Source organism: Actinophytocola sp., from assembly GCF_036555685.1.
GTDB lineage: Bacteria > Actinomycetota > Actinomycetes > Mycobacteriales > Pseudonocardiaceae > Actinophytocola.
In genome coordinates this window covers 1-20,724 of record NZ_DATBKY010000180.1, presented here as the reverse complement: position 1 = coordinate 20,724, position 20,724 = coordinate 1, and the positions used below count along the sequence as shown (strand labels likewise).

General features: G+C 71.8%; 23 protein-coding genes. 15 read left to right on the top strand and 8 right to left on the bottom strand.

Translation table 11 applies throughout. The annotated features are described in order from the left end of the window. Positions 1-23: 23 nt before the first annotated feature. The 4 genes from folP (at position 24) to VH969_RS17335 (ending at position 2,793) form a co-directional block, all read left to right on the top strand. Complete coding sequence (folP, locus tag VH969_RS17350; RefSeq protein ID WP_331975366.1) at positions 24-893, top strand: dihydropteroate synthase; 870 nt, start codon at positions 24-26, stop codon at positions 891-893. Next, positions 893-1,825, top strand: coding sequence for a glucosyl-3-phosphoglycerate synthase (locus tag VH969_RS17345; protein WP_331975364.1), 933 nt, complete (start codon positions 893-895; stop codon positions 1,823-1,825). Before folP ends, VH969_RS17345 begins: the two co-directional genes overlap by 1 nt. A gap of 63 nt (positions 1,826-1,888) precedes the next feature. Further along, complete coding sequence (locus tag VH969_RS17340) at positions 1,889-2,197, top strand: DivIVA domain-containing protein (RefSeq protein WP_331975362.1); 309 nt, start codon at positions 1,889-1,891, stop codon at positions 2,195-2,197. Then, positions 2,194-2,793, top strand: coding sequence for a DNA-3-methyladenine glycosylase I (locus VH969_RS17335; RefSeq protein WP_331975360.1), 600 nt, complete (start codon positions 2,194-2,196; stop codon positions 2,791-2,793). Before VH969_RS17340 ends, VH969_RS17335 begins: the two co-directional genes overlap by 4 nt. A 4-nt stretch (positions 2,794-2,797) precedes the next feature. Here the strand turns inward: VH969_RS17335 and VH969_RS17330 are convergent, their stop codons facing one another. Continuing rightward, positions 2,798-3,385, bottom strand: a complete 588-nt coding sequence (locus VH969_RS17330) for a DUF4245 domain-containing protein (RefSeq protein WP_331975357.1) — start codon at positions 3,383-3,385, stop codon at positions 2,798-2,800. Positions 3,386-3,500: 115 nt separating this feature from the next. On the opposite strand from VH969_RS17330, the gene glpX reads away from it, so the two are divergent. The 5 genes from glpX to VH969_RS17305 all read left to right on the top strand — a co-directional run bounded on the left by glpX (position 3,501) and on the right by VH969_RS17305 (position 7,043). Beyond that, positions 3,501-4,568: a class II fructose-bisphosphatase gene (glpX, locus tag VH969_RS17325; RefSeq protein WP_331975355.1), complete on the top strand. Its 1,068-nt coding sequence runs from the start codon at positions 3,501-3,503 to the stop codon at positions 4,566-4,568. Positions 4,569-4,687: 119 nt separating this feature from the next. Continuing rightward, entirely contained in the window at positions 4,688-5,470 is a 783-nt protein-coding gene (locus VH969_RS17320; RefSeq protein WP_331975352.1) for a S1 family peptidase, read from the top strand. 148 nt (positions 5,471-5,618) lie between these two features. Next, on the top strand, positions 5,619-6,218 hold the full coding sequence (locus tag VH969_RS17315) for a L,D-transpeptidase (protein ID WP_331975350.1): 600 nt from the start codon (positions 5,619-5,621) through the stop codon (positions 6,216-6,218). A 97-nt stretch (positions 6,219-6,315) separates the two neighbouring features. Next, entirely contained in the window at positions 6,316-6,504 is a 189-nt protein-coding gene (locus tag VH969_RS17310; RefSeq protein ID WP_331975348.1) for a hypothetical protein, read from the top strand. Then, positions 6,501-7,043 (top strand): GNAT family N-acetyltransferase, encoded by a 543-nt coding sequence (locus VH969_RS17305; protein WP_331975346.1) that lies wholly within the window; start codon positions 6,501-6,503, stop codon positions 7,041-7,043. The genes VH969_RS17310 and VH969_RS17305 overlap by 4 nt, the downstream gene beginning before the upstream one ends. Here the strand turns inward: VH969_RS17305 and VH969_RS17300 are convergent. Continuing rightward, positions 7,036-8,031 (bottom strand): NAD(P)/FAD-dependent oxidoreductase, encoded by a 996-nt coding sequence (locus tag VH969_RS17300; protein ID WP_331975344.1) that lies wholly within the window; start codon positions 8,029-8,031, stop codon positions 7,036-7,038. The genes VH969_RS17305 and VH969_RS17300 overlap by 8 nt on opposite strands. An 80-nt stretch (positions 8,032-8,111) precedes the next feature. On the opposite strand from VH969_RS17300, the gene VH969_RS17295 reads away from it, so the two are divergent. Then, the gene (locus tag VH969_RS17295; RefSeq protein WP_331975342.1) at positions 8,112-9,506 is read left to right on the top strand and encodes a class II fumarate hydratase; all 1,395 of its coding nucleotides are present in this window, start codon (positions 8,112-8,114) and stop codon (positions 9,504-9,506) included. Here VH969_RS17295 and VH969_RS17290 read toward each other — a convergent pair whose 3' ends face one another. Then, positions 9,507-10,853: a pentapeptide repeat-containing protein gene (locus VH969_RS17290; protein WP_331975340.1), complete on the bottom strand. Its 1,347-nt coding sequence runs from the start codon at positions 10,851-10,853 to the stop codon at positions 9,507-9,509. Positions 10,854-10,888: 35 nt separating this feature from the next. After that, complete coding sequence (locus VH969_RS17285; protein WP_331975338.1) at positions 10,889-11,938, bottom strand: MerR family transcriptional regulator; 1,050 nt, start codon at positions 11,936-11,938, stop codon at positions 10,889-10,891. Between the two features lie 111 nt (positions 11,939-12,049). Between VH969_RS17285 and VH969_RS17280 the strand changes: the two genes are divergently transcribed. Then, positions 12,050-13,558 carry an ATP-dependent DNA ligase gene (locus VH969_RS17280; protein ID WP_331975336.1) on the top strand — a complete coding sequence of 503 codons (1,509 nt, stop codon included), beginning with the start codon at positions 12,050-12,052 and terminating at the stop codon, positions 13,556-13,558. Positions 13,559-13,567: 9 nt separating this feature from the next. Here the strand turns inward: VH969_RS17280 and VH969_RS17275 are convergent, their stop codons facing one another. Further along, positions 13,568-14,002, bottom strand: a complete 435-nt coding sequence (locus VH969_RS17275; RefSeq protein WP_331975334.1) for a PH domain-containing protein — start codon at positions 14,000-14,002, stop codon at positions 13,568-13,570. A 68-nt stretch (positions 14,003-14,070) separates the two neighbouring features. Between VH969_RS17275 and VH969_RS17270 the strand changes: the two genes are divergently transcribed. Continuing rightward, the gene (locus VH969_RS17270) at positions 14,071-15,507 is read left to right on the top strand and encodes a GuaB1 family IMP dehydrogenase-related protein (RefSeq protein WP_331975332.1); all 1,437 of its coding nucleotides are present in this window, start codon (positions 14,071-14,073) and stop codon (positions 15,505-15,507) included. On the opposite strand, the gene VH969_RS17265 is transcribed toward VH969_RS17270, so the two are convergent. Beyond that, positions 15,490-16,182: a DUF998 domain-containing protein gene (locus tag VH969_RS17265; protein WP_331975330.1), complete on the bottom strand. Its 693-nt coding sequence runs from the start codon at positions 16,180-16,182 to the stop codon at positions 15,490-15,492. The two genes, VH969_RS17270 and VH969_RS17265, sit on opposite strands and share 18 nt — an antisense overlap. Before the next feature lie 111 nt (positions 16,183-16,293). Beyond that, a complete protein-coding gene (gene phoH2, locus VH969_RS17260; protein WP_331975328.1) occupies positions 16,294-17,643 on the bottom strand; it encodes an RNA 5'-3' helicase PhoH2 in 1,350 nt (449 codons plus the stop codon). A gap of 586 nt (positions 17,644-18,229) precedes the next feature. Between phoH2 and VH969_RS17255 the strand changes: the two genes are divergently transcribed. After that, positions 18,230-18,505, top strand: a complete 276-nt coding sequence (locus tag VH969_RS17255; protein WP_331975326.1) for a hypothetical protein — start codon at positions 18,230-18,232, stop codon at positions 18,503-18,505. Positions 18,506-18,564: 59 nt separating this feature from the next. On the opposite strand, the gene VH969_RS17250 is transcribed toward VH969_RS17255, so the two are convergent. Beyond that, positions 18,565-19,356, bottom strand: a complete 792-nt coding sequence (locus tag VH969_RS17250) for an isoprenyl transferase (RefSeq protein ID WP_331975324.1) — start codon at positions 19,354-19,356, stop codon at positions 18,565-18,567. 48 nt (positions 19,357-19,404) lie between these two features. On the opposite strand from VH969_RS17250, the gene VH969_RS17245 reads away from it, so the two are divergent. Beyond that, complete coding sequence (locus VH969_RS17245) at positions 19,405-19,842, top strand: CoA-binding protein (protein WP_331975322.1); 438 nt, start codon at positions 19,405-19,407, stop codon at positions 19,840-19,842. 64 nt (positions 19,843-19,906) lie between these two features. Next, on the top strand, positions 19,907-20,575 hold the full coding sequence (gene trhA, locus VH969_RS17240; RefSeq protein WP_331975400.1) for a PAQR family membrane homeostasis protein TrhA: 669 nt from the start codon (positions 19,907-19,909) through the stop codon (positions 20,573-20,575). Positions 20,576-20,724: the final 149 nt, after the last annotated feature.

The following is a 20,724-nucleotide window of genomic DNA, read 5'->3' as shown; positions in this document are numbered from 1 at the left end:
GTGAACTCCGGAGAGGCGGGCCAGTGGGCACACTTCGTTTCCGCGGCCGGACGGTCGCGCAGGACCGCGCGCTGGTGATGGGGATCGTCAACCGCACCAGGGACTCCTTCTACGACCGCGGCGCCACCTACGCCGAGCAGGCCGCGCTCGCCGCGGTGGACCGGCTGGTCGCCGAGGGCGCGGACATCGTCGACATCGGCGGCGTGCGGGCCGGCGGGCACGGCGAGCGGGTCGACGTCGACGAGGAGCTGCGCCGCGTGGTGCCGTTCGTCGAGCAGGTGCGCGAGCGCCACCCCGGCCTCGTCATCAGCGTGGACACCTGGCGCCACCAGGTCGGCCGCGCCGTGTGCGCGGCCGGGGCCGACATCCTCAACGACACCTGGGCGGGCGCGGACCCGAGGCTCGCCGAGGTCGCGGCCGAGTTCGGCGCCGGCATGGTGTGCTCGCACACCGGCGGCGCCGCGCCACGGACCGACCCGCACCGGGTGCGGTACCTCGACGTGGTGGCCGAGGTGACCGACGAGCTCGTGGCCCGCGCCGAGCACGTGGTCGCGCAGGGCGTGCCGGCGGAGGGTGTGCTCGTCGACCCCACCCACGACTTCGGCAAGAACACCTGGCACGGCCTCGCGCTGCTGCGCCGGCTCGGCGAGCTGGTCGGCACGGGCTGGCCCGTGCTGATGGCGTTGTCCAACAAGGACTTCGTCGGCGAGACCCTGGACGCCGGCCTGACGGACCGGGTCGACGGCACCCTCGCGGCCACCTCGGTCGCGGCCCACGCGGGCGCGCGGGTGTTCCGCGCGCACGAGGTCGGGCGGACCAGGAAGGTGGTCGAGATGGTGGCGAGCATCACCGGGACGCGGCCGCCGGCGCACTGCGTGCGAGCGCTGGCCTGATGCATCCCGACGCGCGCGCGTGGTTCGCCGAGCGGACCTGGCAGAGTCCCGAGTGGACGGACGCGGACCTGGTGGCGGCCAAGGGCTCCCGCACGGTCAGCGTCGTGCTGCCGGCGCTGGACGAGCAGGCCACGGTCGCCGGCGTCGTCACCTCGATCCGGCCGCTGGTCGGCACGCTGGTGGACGAGCTCGTCGTGCTCGACTCGGGCTCGACGGACCGCACGGCCGAGGTCGCGGCCGCGGCCGGCGCCCGGGTGGTGCACCGCACCGACGTGCTGAGCGAGCTGGCACCGTTGCCCGGCAAGGGTGAGGTGCTGTGGCGCTCGCTCGCGGCGACGGCCGGTGACCTGCTCGTCTTCGTCGACTCCGACCTCGTCGACCCGTCCCCTGACTTCGTGCCGGCGCTGCTCGGCCCGCTGCTGCTGGAGCCGGACGTGGCGCTGGTCAAGGGCTTCTACCGGCGCCCGCTCACCGGCGAGGACCCGGCCGGGTCGGGCGGTGGCCGGGTGACCGAGCTGATGGCCCGCCCGCTGCTCTCGGCGCTGCGCCCGGAGCTGTCCGGCGTCATCCAGCCGCTGTCCGGCGAGTTCGCCGGCACCCGGGCGCTGCTGGAGGCGGTGCCGTTCGCGTCCGGGTACGGCGTGGAGATCGGCCTGCTGCTGGACGCGCACGCCATCGCCGGGCTGGCCGGGATCGCCCAGGTCAACCTCGGCGTGCGGCGGCATCGCAACCAGCCGCTGGCCGCGCTCGGGCTGATGGCCCGGCAGGTCCTGGACACGGCGCTGGCCCGGTGCGGCGTCCTTCCGCCCGGCGCGGCCCCCTCGGGCGGGGAGCTGACGCGGTTCGTCGAGGTGGCGGGCGAGTGGCTGCCGGACACCGCCGGCGTGCGGGTCACCGACCGCCCGCCGATGCGCGAGCTGCTCGTGCCGTGAGTCCTAGTGCCGTGAGGCTTCGCACGGTGAGTCTGTGTCAGTGGCATGTGACACGATCCTGACGTGACCACCGCTTTGATCTACCTGGTCGTCATGGTGCTCGTGGCGGCCGTGGTTTTCCTGATCGCCTCGGTCGTGTTCGGGCGCGGCGAGGAGCTGCCGGCCCTGCCGCCGGGTGCCTCGCCGACTCGCCTGCCGTCGTCCGGGATCACCGCGGACGACGTGCGGCGCGTGCGGTTCCAGCTCGTCGTGCGCGGCTACAAGATGTCCGAGGTCGACTGGGTGCTGCGCCGCGTCGGGGGTGAGCTGGACGAGCTGCGCACCGAGGTGGCGGAGCTGCGCGGACAGCTGGCGGAGCGCGAGTCGTCGTGAGCGAGCTTGCGAGCGAACCACCGACACGGGCCGCGACGAGAGGCGCCGACGGCCGCCTGCGCTGCTCGTGGGGCAACTCGGCGGAGGACTACGTCGCCTACCACGACGACGAGTGGGGCGTGCCGCTGCACGGCGAGGTGGCGCTGTACGAGCGGCTGACGCTGGAGGCGTTCCAGTCCGGCCTGTCGTGGCTGACGATCCTGCGCAAGCGCGAGGGCTTCCGCCGCGCGTTCGCCGGCTTCGAGCCGAAGCGGGTGGCCGGGTTCGGCGACGCCGACGTCGCCCGCCTGATGGCCGACGCGTCGATCGTGCGCAACCGGGCCAAGATCGACGCCGCGATCCGCAACGCCCGCGCGATCGCGGACCTGGACTCGCCACTGGACGAGCTGCTGTGGTCGTTCGCGCCCGACCCCGCGGCGCGGCCGCGCCCGAAGACGCTCGCGGACGTGCCCGCGACGACGCCGGAGTCCACGGCGATGGCGAAGGAGCTGAAGAAGCGCGGCTTCGCGTTCGTCGGCCCGACGACCGCGTACGCGCTGATGCAGGCCACCGGCATGGTCGACGACCACGTCGAGGGCTGCTGGCGCGCGGCCTGACCGGCTACTTCGCGAGCGGCTTCGCCGCGACCGCCGCCGCGGCGAGGTCCCGGAACTCCGGCTCGTTCCCGTTCCCGGTCACCAGCAGCACCGCGCCGTCCTTCTCCGCGACCCACGCGACCTCGTCGCGCCGCGACGGGTAGATGTCCCACCTCATGCCGTCCACCGACGCCGACCCGGTCGGTTCGGACTCGGTCCCGGTCTCCTCGGCGACGACTTCGCCGACCGCCCCGCCGGACTGGCTCAGCTGGACGTACCGCCCGCCGGGCGTGAGCCAGCCGACCCGCACGATCACGTCGGCGTCGGCCCCGGAGCCGACGGGGGTCGTCGACGACGAGTTCGCGTGCCACGACGCCGGCAGCGACGGCTCGCGCACGGGGAAAGCGACCGAGGAGGCCGCCTCGCGCAGCTTGGCCGACACGTCGACGGTCGGCGCGGACGACGGATCCGACGACGGCGCCCCGGGATCGAACGAGCAGCCCCGCGTCACCGTGGCCACCACGCCCACGATCACGAGCAGCACGACGAGCGCGCCGACCATGTCGCGCATCCCGAGTCCCGCCCGGCCGGGTGGCCGTCCGCTGTCCGTCACGCCGCCATCCTCGCAGCCGCCGGAGATCATGCTCACTCGTGCCCGCCTCCCGGAATCTGGGAGGATCGAGGGGTTCTTTCGCGGGGCCGACAGGAAAGACACCGGGAGGCGCGACATGACCCAGTCCACCGACCACGTGAACAGCTCGGCGAGACGCGAGCTGCCGGACCGGAACCTGGCGCTCGAGCTGGTCCGGGTCACCGAGGCGGCCGCGATGGCGGCGGGCAGGTGGGTCGGTCGCGGGGACAAGAACGGCGGGGACGGCGCGGCGGTGGACGCCATGCGCAAGCTGATCGGCACCGTCTCGATGCGCGGGATCGTCGTGATCGGCGAGGGCGAGAAGGACGAGGCGCCCATGCTGTTCAACGGCGAGGAGGTGGGCGACGGCGAAGGCCCGGAGTGCGACGTCGCGGTCGACCCGATCGACGGGACCACGCTGATGGCCAAGGGCATGCCCAACGCGATCGCGGTCCTCGCGGCCACGGAGCGGGGCGCGATGTTCGACCCGTCCGCGGTGTTCTACATGGAGAAGCTGGCCGTCGGCCCGGAGGCGGCCGAGGTCGTCGACATCACCGCACCGGTCGCCGAGAACATCCGGCGGGTCGCCCGGGCGAAGCACACGGACGTGTCGGACGTGACCGTCTGCATTCTCGACCGGGCGCGGCACACGGACCTCGTGCACGAGGTCCGGGAGGCCGGCGCGCGGATCCACTTCATCACCGACGGCGACGTCGCCGGCGCGATCTCCGCGGCCCGCCCGAACACCGGCGTCGACATGCTGATGGGCATCGGCGGCACGCCGGAGGGGATCATCGCGGCCTGCGCGCTCAAGTGCATGGGCGGCGCGATCCAGAGCCGGCTGTGGCCGAAGGACGACGAGGAGCGGGAGAAGGCCATCGGCGCGGGGCACGACCTGGACCGCGTGCTGTTGACGGACGACCTGGTCAGCGGCGACAACGCGTTCTTCTGCGCCACCGGCGTGACCGACGGCGACCTGCTGCGCGGCGTGCACTACCGAAGCGGCGGCTGCACGACGCAGTCGATCGTGATGCGCTCGAAGTCCGGCACCGTGCGGATGATCGACGGCTTCCACCGGCTGACCAAGCTGCGCCAGTACTCGACCGTCGACTTCGACCGGCTCGAGAAGGCGAGCGAGGAGAAACCGCTGCCGCCACTGCCCTGACTCCGACCGACGATCGTCGGTGGCGCTTCCTACTTTTGCGGGTGTCACTCATTCGTGACCGACGGCTACCTTCCGCAACTATGCCCAGCCAGGGCATGGGGCACGGAAGGAGAGAGAACATGCGCAAGCGTTCTCTGGTCGTGGGCCTTCTCGCCGGCGTGGCAACCGCGGTCGCGGCTGCTGTGATGGTGCCGTCCGCGTTCGCGGACAACGAAGGTGGAGTCACACCGAAGATCGTTGGCGGCGGCGACGCCGACCAGGAGTACTCGTTCATGGTGTCGCTGCAGCAGGGCGGCCAGCACTTCTGCGGCGGCTCGCTGATCAACGCCGAGTGGGTCGTGACCGCCGCGCACTGCGTGCAGGGCCAGGACCCGGGCAGCGTGTCGATGCGCATCGGCAGCAACGAGTACCAGCAGGGCGGCGAGGAGGCGCAGGCCGCCGAGATCACGGTCCACCCGGGCTACGACGGCACCTCGCCGGGCAACGACATCGCCCTGGTGAAGCTGGCCGCGCCCGCCCAGTCGGCGCCGATCCAGCTCGCCGGCGAGGCACCGGCCGGCACGAAGTCCCGGCTGCTCGGCTGGGGTCAGACCTGTCCGGAGCCGGGTGGCTGTGGCGCCCCCGACTTCCTGCAGCAGCTGGACGTCGAGGTGCTGGACGCGAGTTCCTGCACCGACATCGACGGTTCGCTCGAGCTGTGCACCAGCAACCCGAACGGGAACGCGGGTGCCTGCTACGGCGACTCGGGCGGTCCGCAGATCGTGGGCGACGCGGGCGCCTTCCAGCTGATCGGCGTGACGAGCCGAAGCGGCAACGGTGACTCGACGTGCGCGACGGGACCGTCGATCTACACCAATGCCACGGCCTACGCCGACTGGATCGCGCAGACGACCGGGGTCTGACGATCCACCTCGAAGGCCGCATGTGGGACATCGCAGTCCCGCATGCGGTCTTCGACTTTCTGTAACGGTTTGCACACGGCTCCCGATGATCTGGCAACCGGGCCGGGATCAAGGTCGTCTTCCGGTTACGAGGGCGAGAGGAGCCGGCATGCGCGTGCCCACGTTGGTCGTCGTACTGGCCGCGGCCGGAGCCGGGCTCCTGGCGGCGTGCGGGACCGCGGACAACGCGTCGAAGCCCCCGCTGCCCGGCACGCCGACCGAGACGACCGCCCCGACCACCACGGAGCCGACCCAGCAGGCGAAGCCCGGGCCGACGAAGATCCGCGTGCTGCCCGACATCGTCGAGGCCAACGCGAAGATCGTGAAGAAGGCCCCGCCGCCACCGCCGCCGCCGAAGGGCGTGCCGTGTGGTCCCGGCACCGACGCGTGCGTCGACCTGTCCGCGAACCAGGCGTGGCTGCTGGCCGGCGGCAAGGTCGCGATGGGCCCGGTACCGATCACGCACGGCCGGCCGGGCCACGAGACGCCGCCCGGCACGTTCCACGTGCAGTACAAGGACATCGACCACCTCAGCCGCGAGTTCGACATGGCGCCGATGCCGTACTCGGTGTTCTTCAACGGCGGCATCGCGTTCCACGAGGGCAGCCTGTACGACCTGTCGCACGGCTGCGTGCACCTGTCGAACTCGGCCGCGCAGGCGTTCTACAACGGGCTCGCCGTCGGCGACGTGGTCCAGGTCGTCCCGTAGGCCGGCCGCCCAACTCCACCGCCGAACTCCGCCACCCAACTCCACCGCCGGCTTCGCACGGGTGAGTTCGTGCAGGCCGTGCCGTAGCGTGGCCGGCGTGAGGCTGCCGGCCGAGCTGACGATGGCGGTGCACTTCCTGGCGCCGGCCTTCATCGTGTTCGGCGCGTACCTGGACGGCGTGCTCTACCCCGGCGAGTACCTCCTGCTGTCCCGCGTGCTCGCGGCGGCCGTCGTGGTGGGCGTGGGCGCGATCGTGTTGTGGCCCCGGCGCCGGGTGGCCGCGTGAGCACGGCGTTCGCGTCGACGGACCGGCTCGTGGTGCGGCGGTTCCGCGACGAGGACGTGCCCGCGTTCGCGGCATACCGCTCCGAACCGGAGGTCGCCCGCTACCAGTCGTGGACCGCACCCGTGCCGCCGGTGGAGGCACGTCGCCTGGTCACGGAGTTCGCCGCCGCGACCGAGGAGATGCCGGGCTGGTTCCAGTACGCGGTCGAGCTGCGCGCGGAAGGCGTGCTGATCGGCGATGTCGCCGTGTGCCGTGACGAGAACGGGCGGCGGGCGGAGCTCGGCTTCACGCTCGCTCCGGCGTACCAGGGGCGCGGCTACGCCACCGAGGCCGTCCGCTGCGTGCTGAACCGCCTGTTCGACGCGGGACTGCACAAGGTCTGCGCCGAGTGCGACGCCCGCAACCTCGCGTCGGCCCGGCTGCTCGACCGGCTGGGCTTCAAGCGCGAAGGCCTGCGCCGCGAGCACACCTGGCTGAAGAACGAGTGGACCGACGACATGCTGTTCGGCCTCCTGGCCCGCGACTGGCGCGTCAGCTGACGTCGCTCGAGTGGCCCGGGAACAGGTGCGCCTCCGGGTTGAGCGCGACCGCGATGTTGTTCACGGCCGTGGCCGCCTCGCCGAAGCCGGTCGCGATCAGCTTGACCTTGCCCGGGTACGCGGCGATGTCGCCGGCGGCGTAGATCCGCTCCCGCGCGGTGCGCATCGTCGAGTCGACGGCCACCGCGCGGCGGGTGATCTCCAGGCCCCACGACTCGATCGGCCCGAGGTCCGCGGTGAAGCCGAGCGCCGCGACGACCGTCTGCGCGGGCAGCACGACCGGCTCGGCTTCGTCCTTCACGTCCAGCTCGACCTCGGCCAGCCGGCCGGCGGAGTCGCCACGCAGCTCGACCACCTGCGCGTCCGTGATGATCGGCACGCCCAGCTCGCGCACCTGCCGCACGGTCGCGGCGAACGCGCGGAACTTGTTGCGCCGGTGGACGAGCGTGACGCTGCGCGCGATCGGGTGCAGCGACAGCGCCCAGTCGAACGCCGAGTCGCCGCCGCCGACGATCACCACGTCCTGGTCGCGCAGCGCCTCGAGCTCCGGCACGAAGTTCACCACGCCCCGGTCCAGCCAGCCGTCCCCGGCGGGCAGCGGCCGCGGGGTGAACTCGCCCATGCCCGCGGTGATCAGGACGGCGCCGGTCCGCACGACCGTGCCGTCCTCCAGCCCGACGTCGAACTTGCCGTCCACTTCGGACAGCGTGCGCGCGCGCCGGCCCAGCAGGTAGGTCGGCTTGAACTGGTCGGCCTGCTCGACCAGCGACGCGACCAGATCTCTGCCCAGTACCACGGGAAAGCCCGCCACGTCGAAGATCTTCTTCTCCGGGTACATCGCCGTGACCTGCCCGCCCGGCTCCGGCAGCGAGTCCACCACCGCGGTGGTGAGCTCGCGGAACCCGGCGTAGTACCCGGCGAACAGGCCCGTCGGGCCTGCGCCGACGATCAGCAGGTCGACCTCGGACGGTGTCTCGGCGGAGCTCATGCACACCTACCTATGGGGAGTGGCCAGCACCACCACAAGCTACCCGGGCGGGCCTCGCCGCAACACGTCAGGATGGAGGGGTGACCGAGAATCAGTTCAGGATCGAGCGGGACACGATGGGCGAGGTCAAGGTGCCCGCCGACGCGCTGTGGCGGGCCCAGACGCAGCGGGCCGTGGAGAACTTCCCGATCTCTGGTCGCGGGCTCGAGCGCAGCCAGATCCGCGCGCTCGGCCTGCTGAAGGCGGCGGCCGCGCGGACGAACGAGCGTCTCGGCATCCTCGAGCCCGACCTGGCCGGCGCGATCGCCGCCGCGGCCGAGGAGGTCGCCGAGGGCCGGCACGACGACCAGTTCCCGATCGACGTGTTCCAGACCGGCTCGGGGACCTCGTCGAACATGAACGCCAACGAGGTCATCGCGACGCTCGCGTCCCGGTCGTCGGGCCTGGACGTACACCCGAACGACCACGTCAACGCGTCGCAGTCGTCCAACGACACCTTCCCCACGACGATCCGCGTCGCGGCCACCGAGGCCGTGGTCCGCGACGTGCTGCAGGCGCTGGAGCACCTCGCGTCGGTGATCGAGCGGCGGGCCGGGGAGTGGGCGTCGGTGGTCAAGTCCGGCCGCACGCACCTGATGGACGCGGTGCCGCTCACGCTCGGGCAGGAGGCCGGCGCGTGGGCGGCGCAGGTGCGGTACGGCATCGAGCGGCTGGAGTCGTGCCTGCCCCGGCTGGGCGAGCTGCCCATCGGTGGCACGGCGGTGGGCAGCGGCCTGAACGCGCCGGCGGAGTTCGGCGGTCTGGTCGCGTCCGCGCTGGCGGCGGAGACCGGGCTGCCGCTGACCGAGGCGCGCGACCACTTCGAGGCGCAGGCCACACAGGACTCCGTGGTCGAGGCGTCCGGCCAGCTCCGCACGGTCGCCGTGGCGCTCTACAAGATCGCCAACGACGTGCGGTGGCTCGGCTCGGGCCCGCGGACGGGCCTGGGCGAGCTGGCGCTGCCGGACCTGCAGCCGGGCTCGTCGATCATGCCGGGCAAGGTCAACCCGGTGATCTGCGAGGCCACGATGATGGTGGTGGCCCAGGTGATCGGCAACGACGCGGCGGTCGCCTTCGCCGGCAGCCAGGGCAACTTCCAGCTGAACGTGATGCTGCCGGTGATCGCCCGGAACGTCCTCGAGTCGGCCCGCCTCGTCTCCTCCGTGTCACACCTGCTGGCGGACAAGGTGTTCGCCGGCGTGGCGGCCAATGTGGACCGCCAGCGCGAGTACGCGGAGTCCTCCCCGTCGATCGTCACGCCGCTGAACCGCTACCTCGGCTACGAGGAGGCGGCCGCCATCGCGAAGCAGTCGCTGACGGAGCGCAAGACCATTCGCGAGGTCGTGCTGGAACGCGGCCATGTCGACGACGGCAAGCTGACCGAAGCCCAGCTGGACGAGGCACTCGACGTCCTGCGCATGTCCCGCGGCGGCTGACTACCGCTTGACCCGGGCCCGAACCGCCAGCACCGCGAGTGCGAGCAACACCGGCCCGAGCACCCGCGCGACCATGACCGTCCACTGCCCGGCCTCGGTCAGCTCGGCCCCGGGCTCGCGCAACACGACCGCCCCGACGGCGATCCGCGCCGCGTCGCCGGCCGGCTGCCCCCACAACGCGAGCAGCACCCCGACGACCACGATGACCAGTACCAGGGCCGCGATCGCCCGCGCGGCCCGCTGCCCGTAGCCGGACAGCAGCCAGTAGACCGTGAGGATCCAACGCTCCGCGTGCGGGGTTTCGGCGGAGTGGCGCCGCATCTCCATCTCGCCGTAGTAGAAGTCGCCCGCCCCGGCCTCGAACTTGCTGTCCTCAAAGGCCTTCCGCAACGACCGGTACACGTTCGCCATCCGCTCCGGATCCGCTGGGTAGAGGTGCCAGTAGTCCGGCCGGTCGGTGGGCCACTTGCGCCACACGTGCTCCTCGACGATGGTCCGGCGCCGAGTCCACCAACCGCGGGGCGGGCGGTCGAACGGACATCGCCCAGCGAGGCGGAGCTGATCCAACCGGTAGGCCCCGGCGAACACGCACAACCGCAGGTCGACGTCGGCCAGCTCGAGATTGTTGACTTCGGTCTGCCGCAACGAGCTCAGCCGCGGCATCACCCGGATTCCGGATATCAGCGACGGTGCGCCGAACCTGGCCTGCTCGACGAAGACCGCACCATCGTTCGCCCGGATCACAACCCCCTCTTCGAAGCGCGCACGCCGACAAGTGAGGCGCTCGACCTGCACGTCGATCTCCGTCATCGCCGCGCAGCGCACCCCGTCAAGGTCAAGGCCGGATGCCCTGAGCGGGCCGAACCGGGCCCGCTTCTCGAAGCGTGCGTTGACGAAGCGGAGTTCTCCGGTCACCTGGACGTTTTCGAACTGCGCCGTGCTGGCAAACGTCGCGTTGTCGAAGCTGACGTGTTGGTGAAAGCGCGAGTGGTTGAATCGTACCGAACCGGCAAACCGCGCCCACGAACACGACACGTCGCCATTGAAATCGATCAACTCGAACCGGGAATCGTCACCAATGATCTCGGCGTGCTCGAGGGCGATCGTGCCTGGGACGGTCCGACCGTACTTAACTCGGTCGAGAACACGGTTGACGAGTACAGCTGTCACGACAGCGCCACGAGCCTCCAGGGCATCGCCCGGGCGCAGCCCGTCAAGGTAGTCGTCCAATTGATCGCCCAGATGCCCGAGGCAGGCACCGTCGTGGACAACGATGCCGATACACCCGTCCACGCGTTCACAGACGGGCCATAGCGGAACGAAGGCGGGGCGCGGCTCGTCTGGCACGGGTCACTTCGTAGCGCAGCCGCGCCCCGCCGTCGTCAGCGGGCTTCGATGTCCGCGATCACGCAGCTCACGTTGTCCGGGCCGCCCTGCTGGTTGGCCAGGTCCACCAGGTGGCCGACCGCCGCGTCCGGGTCCGCGATCGAGCTCAGCACCGAGCGCAGGGTGTCGTCGTCGAGGACGCGGTGCAGGCCGTCGGAGCAGAGCAGGTAGCGGTCGCCCACCTGGACGTCCCGCAGCGCCACGTCCGGCTCGCGCGTGCCCAGGGCGTGCAGCAGGAGCATCCGCTGCGGGTGGGTCGCCACCTCGTCCTCCGTCAGCTTCCCCTCGTCCACCATGGCCTGGACGACGGTGTGGTCGTGGGTGATCTGGAACAGCTCGTCGTCCCGCAGGAGGTACGCGCGGCTGTCGCCGATGTGCACGAGGCCCAGCTGCGAACCCGACCAGAGCAGCGCGGTCAGCGTCGTGCCGCCGTCCGGCTCGGGGTCCGCCGCCATGAGGTCGCGCACCGCCGTGCCCGCCCGGCGGCCGGCCTCGGACATCACGTTCAGCAGGTCGCCCGCGGGCACGGTGGCGTCCAGCCGGCGCAGGGCGTCGATCGCGGCCTCGCTGGCGGCGGCACCGGCCTCGCCGGAGCCGTACCCGTCGGCGACGGCGAGCACGCGCCGACCGGCGTAGGCCCGGTCCTGGTTCGTGTCGCGGACGAGCCCGCGATCGGTGCGGACGGCGAAGCGGACGGTGAGCGGCGAGGACATCTCCGAGTCCTTTCTAGACAGATGGTCGACGAGGAACTCGGCGAGGTCCCGCCTGGCCGCGGTCTCCGCCTCGACGTGGCTCCAGTACTCGGCGACCGCCGCCGCGGCCGACGCGGGCGGCAGGTCGCAGACCGCCTTGATCCGCGCCAGCGGCATGCCGAGCCGCCGCAGCCACGCCACCAGCCGCGCCCGCTCCAGCTGGGCGGGCTCGTAGAGCCGGTATCCACTGACCGGGTCGACCCGGGCCGGGCGCAGCAGCCCCAGCTCGTCGTACAGCCGCAGCGCCTTCGGCGAGAGCCGTGACGCCCTGGCGAACGTCCCGATGGTCAGCACCACGCACCTCCTCGAACCGGGCACCGCGCCCGGTACCCGCCACGCTGGGCCCTCCCCCATGGTGAAGGTCAAGCCCGGCGGAATGTCGGTCCTCGGGGGCATGATGTCGCTGTGCTGCTCGCCGACGTCGTCCAGACCTCCGCCGCCGTCTCGGCCACCCGCTCCCGGCTGGCCAAGGTCGAGGCGCTCGCGGAGCTGCTCCGCCGCGCCGGCGACCAGATCGGCACGGTCGTCGGCTACCTGGCCGGCACGCCGCGGCAGGGCCGCATCGGCGCGGGCTGGCGCACGCTGGTCGACCTGCGGCACGCGCCGGCCGAGTCCCCGTCGCTCACTGTCGAAGAGGTCGACCACGCCTTCGACGAGATCGCCGCGACCAGCGGAAAGGGGTCCGCGCAGCGCCGGTCCGACCTGCTCGGCGCCCTGTTCGGCGCGGCCACCGTCGCCGAGCAGCGCTTCCTGCTGCACCTGCTCGCCGGCGAGCTCCGCCAGGGCGCCCTCGAGGGCGTCATGCTCGACGCGATCGCGGCGGCCGCCGGGGTCGGCAAGGAGGCCGTCCGCCGGGCGTTCATGCTCTCCGGGCGGTTACCCGACACCGCCGAGGCCGCGCTGACCGGCGGCGAGGCGGCCCTGAACGAGTTCGGCCTGACGCTCGGCCGGCCGATCCGCCCGATGCTCGCGTCCCCCGGCGAGTCGCTCGCCGAGGCGCTGGAAGGTGCCGTGGTGATCGAGTACAAGCTCGACGGCGCGCGCATCCAGGTGCACAAGGACGGCGACGAGGTGCACGTCTACACGCGCACGCTGCGCGAGATCACCAGGTCCGTCCCCGAGCTGGTCGACCTGGTGCAGCGGCTGCCCGCGCGGCAGGCCGTCCTCGACGGCGAGACGCTGGCCCTCAACGACGACGGCCGCCCCCGCCCGTTCCAGGAGACGATGAGCCGCTTCGGCGCGACCAGCGAGCGCGAGCTGCTGCTGCACCCGTACTTCTTCGACTGCGTCCACCTCGACGGCGCCGACCTGATCGACGCCCCGCTCCGCGAGCGCAACGAGGCCCTGCACAAGGCGGTCGGCGACGCGCTGGTCATCCCCGGCGCGATCGAGCCGACCGTCGAGCAGGCGGAGGAGGTGCTGAACGCGGCGCTGGAGAAGGGCCACGAGGGCGTGGTCGTGAAGGACCTCGACTCGACCTACCAGGCCGGCCGGCGGGGCAAGGCGTGGCGCAAGGTCAAGCCGGTGCACACGCTCGACCTGGTCGTGCTCGCGGCGGAGTGGGGCCACGGCCGGCGCACGGGCTACCTGTCCAACCTCCACCTCGGCGCTCGCGACCCGGACGGCGGCCCGCCGATCATGGTCGGCAAGACGTTCAAGGGCCTCACCGACGAGCTGCTCGCGTGGCAGACCGAGGAGTTCCCCAAGTACGAGGACCGGCGCACGGACTGGACGGTGTACCTGCGCCCGCACCTGGTCGTGGAGATCGCCCTCGACGGCGTGCAGGTCAGCTCCCGCTACCCGGGCGGCGTGGCGCTGCGGTTCGCCCGCGTGGTGCGCTACCGACCGGACAAGGAACCCCCGGAAGCGGACACCATCGACACCCTGCGCGCCATGCTGCCCGGCAGCTCGTGACCGGCGGCGCTACCGGACCTGCTCCCGCCGGTGCTGCAGGTCCACCACGATGCCGTCGAAGTCGGCCGTGCCGAAGACGGGAGCCTCGACGGTTCGCCCGTCGGCCAGGTCGAAGCACACCTGCCGGGCCGGCCGGTCCGCCGCGTCCGCACCGGCGAGGGAGACCTCCTGCGGCCGCATCGCGCGGACGGACGCCCACTCGAACGTGACCGTCCGGAACACCAGCCGGACCCGGACGCCGTGGTCGTCGACGTACAGCCCCCGCACGAACAGGCGCCAGGACAGCGCGGCGAACAGCAGCCCCACCACGGCGGCGAAGGCCCACTGCCACTGGGTGGTCACCACCACCGCGACGACCGCGGCGACCGTGATCGACACCGCGGCCACCAGGGTCACCACGGCCATACCGACCGACGCGGCCGAGCCGACGCGAAGCCAGTGCACGGGCGCAGTCTGGCACCACCGGCGTCACCGAGGCCAGCGCGCCCGGCACCAGCGTTTACGCTCTTGACGTGCGCTTCCTCAACGACCCGCCGGCCTACGACCTGACCTACGACGACGTCTTCCTGGTGCCCAACCGATCGTCGGTCGAGTCGCGGTTCGACGTCGACTTGTCCACATCGGACGGTACCGGTGCGACCATTCCACTGGTGGTGGCCAACATGACCGCGGTCGCCGGGCGGCGGATGGCCGAGACGGTCGCCCGCCGCGGCGGGCTCGTCGTGCTGCCGCAGGACGTCGACCCCGCCGTGGTGGCCGACATCGTGGCGTGGGTGAAGTCCCGGCACACCGTCTGGGACACCCCGCTCGTGCTCACACCCGGCGACGCGGTCGCCGACGCGCTGAACCTGCTGCCCAAGCGCGCACACGGCGCGGTCGTCGTGGTCGACGGCGCCGGCCGGCCCGTTGGCGTGGTCGACGAGGGCGCGTGCGCGGGCGTCGACCGGTTCACCCGCGTCGGCGAGGTGGCCGATCCCGAGCTCGTCACCATGCCGATCGGCACGCCGCCGCGCGAGGTGTTCGACCGGCTGCACGGCCGCACCGCCCAGATCGCGCTCGGCGTCGACGGCGAGGGCCGGCTCGCGGGCGTGCTCACCGAGGTCGGCGCGCTGCGGGCCGAGCTGTACCGGCCGGCCGTCGACGACGACGGCCGGCTGCGGGTCGCCGCGGCCATCGGCGTGAACGGCGACGTGGCCGCCAAAGCGACGGCCATGGCCGAGGCCGGCGTCGACACGCTCGTCGTGGACACCGCGCACGGCCACCAGGAGAAGATGCTCGCCGCCCTGAAGGCGGTGCGCGCGAGCGAGCCGGGCGTACCGGTGGCGGCCGGCAACGTGGTCACGGCGCAGGGCGTGCGCGACCTGATCGAGGCCGGTGCCGACGTGGTGAAGGTCGGCGTCGGGCCGGGCGCGATGTGCACCACGCGGATGATGACCGGCGTCGGCCGCCCGCAGTTCTCCTCCGTGCTCGAGTGCGCCCGCGCGGCCCGCGAGCTGGGCAAGAACGTGTGGGCCGACGGCGGCGTCCGACATCCGCGCGACGTGGCGCTCGCGCTCGCCGCGGGCGCGTCCAGCGTGATGGTGGGCTCGTGGTTCGCCGGCACGTACGAGTCGCCCGGCGACCTGCAGCGCGACGAGCAGGACCAGCCGTACAAGGAGTCGTTCGGCATGGCGTCCAAGCGCGCGGTCACCGCCCGCACCCGCGGCGACGGCGCGTTCGACCGGGCCCGCAAGGCGCTGTTCGAGGAGGGCATCTCGACCTCCCGGATGCGCCTCGACCCGGCCGCGCCGAGCGTGGAGGACCTGCTCGACTCGATCTGCTCCGGCGTCCGCTCGGCCTGCACGTACACGGGGGCGACGACGCTCGAGGAGTTCCACGCCAAGGCGGTCGTCGGCACGCAGTCGGCGTCCGGCTTCGCCGAGGGCGCCCCGCTACCGCGCGGCTGGTAGCAGCCGGAACCGCAGCGGCAGCAGGACGATCTGGCCGAGCAGGATCAGCTCGAGCACGAACAGCAGCCGCTGGAACAGCCCGTTGAGCTCCTGCAGCAGCTCGGGCATCGCGCCGAAGTGGCTCGTCATGAACAGCGCCAGGACGACCGACGTCACGATCACGTTGGCGTACAACAGCTTCCGGTCGCGGGTGAGGTAGCCGACGCCGGTCAGCGAGCGCGCCAGCAGGAAGGCCGCGATCGGCACGCAGAAGAAGACCACGCCGGCCGCGTACCGGTGGATCTGGGCCGAAGTGGACAGTGACTCGCCCAGGTCGGTGCGGAACAGCGCGGCGAGCAGCGACCCGAGGACCGCGAGCCCGAGCGCGACGCGCAGCAAGCCGTTGCCCAGCAGCCGGATCGCGGCGAGGCCCGCCGTCGCGCCGATGCCGGCGACGCACATGCACAGCACGGCGGCGTCGAACATCCAGCCCACCCGCGGCACGAAGACGTAGTCGGACATCGTCGTGTCCAGCACGTTCATCCGGTCCCACGCGACCACGGTCAGCTGGGTCATGAACAACGCCGACAGCACGATGCCCGACAGTCCCAGCCGGACGGCGAAGACGGACGGCCGCCGCACGGCGGCGGTGCGGACGCGCGGCGCCCGCTCCTGGATCGGCACGAGGTTCGTCACGAGTCAACACTCTCGTGCCGGGACCCCGCGAACCATCAGGAAAGCTCCCGGTTTGACCCGGGGGTTATCCCTACCAGGGACGGGCGCCGCCGCGCGGTCCAGCCGCTCGGATCAGGCGTGATCCTCCAGCATCTCGGTCACCAGCGCCGCGATCGGCGAGCGCTCCGACCTGGTCAGCGTGACGTGTGCGAACAGCGGGTGGCCCTTGAGCTTCTCGATCACCGCGGCGACGCCGTCGTGCCGGCCGACGCGCAGGTTGTCCCGCTGCGCCACGTCGTGGGTGAGCACCACCCGCGACCCGGTGCCGAGCCGGGACAGCACGGTCAGCAGCACGTTGCGCTCCAGCGACTGCGCCTCGTCGACGATCACGAACGAGTCGTGCAGCGAGCGGCCGCGGATGTGGGTCAGCGGGAGCACCTCGAGCATGCCGCGGTCGAGCACCTCGTCGATCACGGCCTTGCTGACCAGCGCGCCGAGGGTGTCGAACACCGCCTGCGCCCACGGCTGCATCTTCTCGCTCTCCGAGCCGGGCAGGTAGCCGAGCTCCTGGCCGCCGACCGCGTAGACCGGGCGGAAGACGACGACCTTGCGGTGCAGCCCGCGCTCCATGACCGCCTCGAGGCCGGCGCACAGCGCGAGCGCCGACTTGCCGGTGCCGGCCCGCCCGCCGAGCGAGACGATGCCGACCTCGGGGTCGAGCAGCAGGTCGAGCGCGACCCGCTGCTCGGCGGAGCGGCCGTGCAGGCCGAACGCCTCCCGGTCGCCGCGGACGAGCTGGACCTGCTTGTCCTTGGTGATCCGGCCGAGCGCGCTCGCCGAGGGGGCGATCAGCCGCAGGCCGGTGTTGCACGGGTACTCGGCGGCCTGCTCGCCTTCGTAGAGGGCCGGGTCGATCTCGCCGTCGCGGTACAGCGCGTCGAGCGCCTCGGCGGGCAGCTCGAGGTCGGCCATCCCGGTCCAGCCGGACGGGGTGACCTCCTGGGCGCGGTACTCGTCGGCGTCGACGCCGACCGCGGCGGCCCTGACCCGCAGCGGGATGTCCTTGGTGACCAGGGCGACGCCGTCGGTCTCGGCGGCGAGGTTGAGCGCGCAGGCGAGGATGCGGGCGTCGTTGGAGTCGGCGCGGAAACCGGGCGGCAGCACGCCCGGGTCGGAGTGGTTCAGCTCCACGTGCAGCGTGCCGCCCGTGGTCCCGATGGGGATCGGCTTGTCCAGCCGGCCGTGACGTTGTCGCAGGTCATCCAGCAGTCGGAGAGCTTCTCTGGCGAACCAGCCGAGCTCGGGGTGGTGGCGCTTGCCCTCGAGCTCACCGATCACGACGAGTGGGAGAACGACGGCGTGCTCAGCGAATCGGGTCACCGCCCACGGGTCGGAGAGGAGCACGGACGTGTCGAGAACGTAGGTGCGGCGCTGGTCAACGGAGCCTCCAGAAGAACGCGATGCGGTCACGGCAACTCCCATGCGAACGCGACACCCACGTTCGCTCCTCGTAGGGCCAGGCACCCACCCAGGTTGGGCGATCAGGTCGGTTCCGAGGACCTCCTCGACGCCGGCCGCGTCGCCCACGAGGGCCGGGTGCCGGCCCTCTCGATCGTTGCCATCACGACCTGGGCCTCCCGGGACGGGCCGCGTGGGCGCGACCCATCACTTCGGACGCTACCCGGGGTTGCGGTTACTCGACAGGCAGCCACGCAGGTGATTTTCGTATCGTGATCGCACGTGCAGATGCACAACCCGGCTACACGGCGTGATCATGGCCGCTGACCTGGGGCATCCGTCGTCCAGGCGACCACCTTGGCCCACTCGAGCCGCACTCGCGCCGCTGACCAGGCACAGTCCGCTGCCAAGCGTTTACGCGATGATCACCGAGCAGAGCCGGCCAATCTTCGCGGAAAACCAGAAATGGTGAACATACCGAAATCCTCGACACGATGGGGTATTCGGCGACGCGAACTCATTCGTTCGCCAGTAGCGTGGTTCGTGACGGACCACAAGGAACGGATCCCGTGAAGTTTCCCGAAAACCCGTTGTCGAAGGAGATGGAAACGTGCTGAAAAAGGTCGGCGTTGTCGCCGCTGCCGCCATCGGCCTGTCGATGGTCGCCACGCCGGCGACCGCCGCCGCGGACCCGGTGGACGACCTGGACGTGCCGGGTGTGCTGGAGGAGGACGGCGCGCTCCCGGACTTCGGGAACGCCTATGACACCGTCATCCTCGGTGGCGGCGCACTGGGCACCGGCGCGGCCGCGCTGGTGGCCGGCGCCTACACGGGCATCGCCACCACCCCGGCGCTGATCGCCCAGTCGCTCGCCGACGAGGACTGATCTCGCCCTGACGATTTGCGAGGGCTCGGATTCATTTCCGAGCCCTCGCGGTCGTTTTTCTAGGAACCGAACCGGCGGTGCCGAATTGCGTAGTCGCGCAGCGCGCGGAGGAAATCCGTGCGCCGGAAGTCGGGCCAATAGGCCTCGGTGAACCAGAACTCGGAATGCGCGGACTGCCAGAGCAGGAATCCGGACAGCCGTTGTTCACCGGAGGTGCGGATGACGAGGTCCGGGTCGGGCTGGCCCGAGGTGTACAGGTGCTCCGCGATGTGGTCGACGTCGAGGACCTCGACCAGCTCCTCGATGGTCGTGCCCTCCTCGGCGTGCTGTTGCAGCAGCTTGCGCACGGCGTCCGCGATCTCCCGGCGGCCGCCGTAACCGACCGCGATGTTGACCTCCATGCCCGTCCGCCCCTCGGTCCGCCGTGCGGCGGCGGCGATGCGGGTGGCGGTCTCGTCGGGCAGCACGTCGAGCGCCCCGATGATGCGCATCCGCCAGGGGTTGCCGTCCTCGGCGAGCTCGTCGACGACGCCCTCGATGACCTTGAGCAGGGGCTGGAGCTCCTCCTGCGGGCGTGTCACGTTGTCGGTCGAGAGCAGCCACAGGGTGGCCACCTCCACGTGCGCCTCCCGGCACCAGCTCAGCAGCTCGGCGATCCGCCGGGCGCCGGCCAGGTAGCCGTCGACGACATCGGTGAACCCCGCCTCCCGCGCCCAGCGTCTGTTGCCGTCGAGCACGACCCCGACGTGCCGGGGGTGGCGGCCCGCGGCCTGCTGGATGAGCCGCTTGTCGTAGAGGCCGTAGACGAGCCGGGAGGCTTTCTTGCGGAATCTCCGCCAGAGGGATGTCACGTTCTCGCAGGGTACGCGGCCCGGCCGGGGACAGGGCACACTGGAAGCATGCAGCGAACGGACATCGATCCGCGGTGGCAGGACCTCTCCGTGATCGAGCGGCTGGTGCGCGAGGCACGGACGGTCGCCGTCGTCGGCCTGTCCGCGAGCCCCGGCCGGCCGAGCCACGGGGTCGCGCGCTACCTGCGGCGGGCGGGGTTGCACATCCTGCCGGTGAACCCCGCGCTGGAGTCGTGGGAGGGGCTGCCCGCGTACGCGTCGCTGAGCGACCTGCCGCCGGGTGTGGACATCGTCGACGTGTTCCGCCGCCCCGAGCACGTGCCGGAGATCGCCCGCGACGCGGTGGCCATCGGGGCGGGTGCGCTGTGGCTGCAGCTGGGCGTGCTGAGCGAGGAAGGCGCCACGATCGCCGCCGAGGGTGGCCTGGACGTGGTCATGGACCGTTGCCTCGCGGTCGAGCACCGAGAGGTCGTCGGCTGGTCGTGAGGCCGTTCACGGTGCCGGGCGCGCGAACCTACGGTCCCGTAGCCTGACTTTCGTGCCAGCCGCGATGCTCAACCCACCGCCGCCCACCCAGCACCTGCGGCCGCGAATGCGCGGCGTGATCCACTACTGGTCGTTCCTGGTCTCGGTCGCCACCGGCGCCACCCTGATCGCCGTCTCCGCGGCCACCGTGTCCGCCACCGCGGGCTGGGCCACGGCCGTGTACGGCGCGACCGTGCTCGGCCTGTTCGGCGTGAGCGCCCTGTACCACCGGCGCTGGTGGGTGAGCCAGCGCGTGCGGGCGTGGATGAAGCGCCTGGACCACTCGATGATCTTCCTGTTCATCGCGGGGACGTACACGCCGTTCACCCTGCTGGCCATGCCCCAGCCGACGGGCTACATAGTCCTGGCGGTCGTATGGGGCGGCGCCGTACTGGGTGTGCTGCTGAAGCTCCTGTGGCCCCACGCGCCACGGTGGCTGGGCACGCCGATCTACATCGCGCTGGGCTGGGTGGCCGTGTTCGTGCTGCCGGACCTGCTGCACCAGGCAGGCGTGGCGGCGCTCGTCCTGCTCCTGGTGGGCGGCGCGTTCTACACCATGGGCGCGATCTTCTACGCGACCCGCTGGCCCAACCCGTGGCCCCAGGTGTTCGGCCACCACGAGTTCTTCCACGCGGCGACCGTGCTGGCCGCCCTGTCCCACTACATCGCGATCTGGCTGGCCATCTACCGCTGATTCGGGCTGACAACGCTTCGCCGTGGACGACATCGAGGACAGCTACGTCCGCGGGTCCGAAGGCATCATCGTCGCGCCGGCCGAACGCTCAGCTGAAGCACGCCGCAGAAGTGGGTCACCGCCGCTTCTGGCGGCGGTGGCCCACAGGC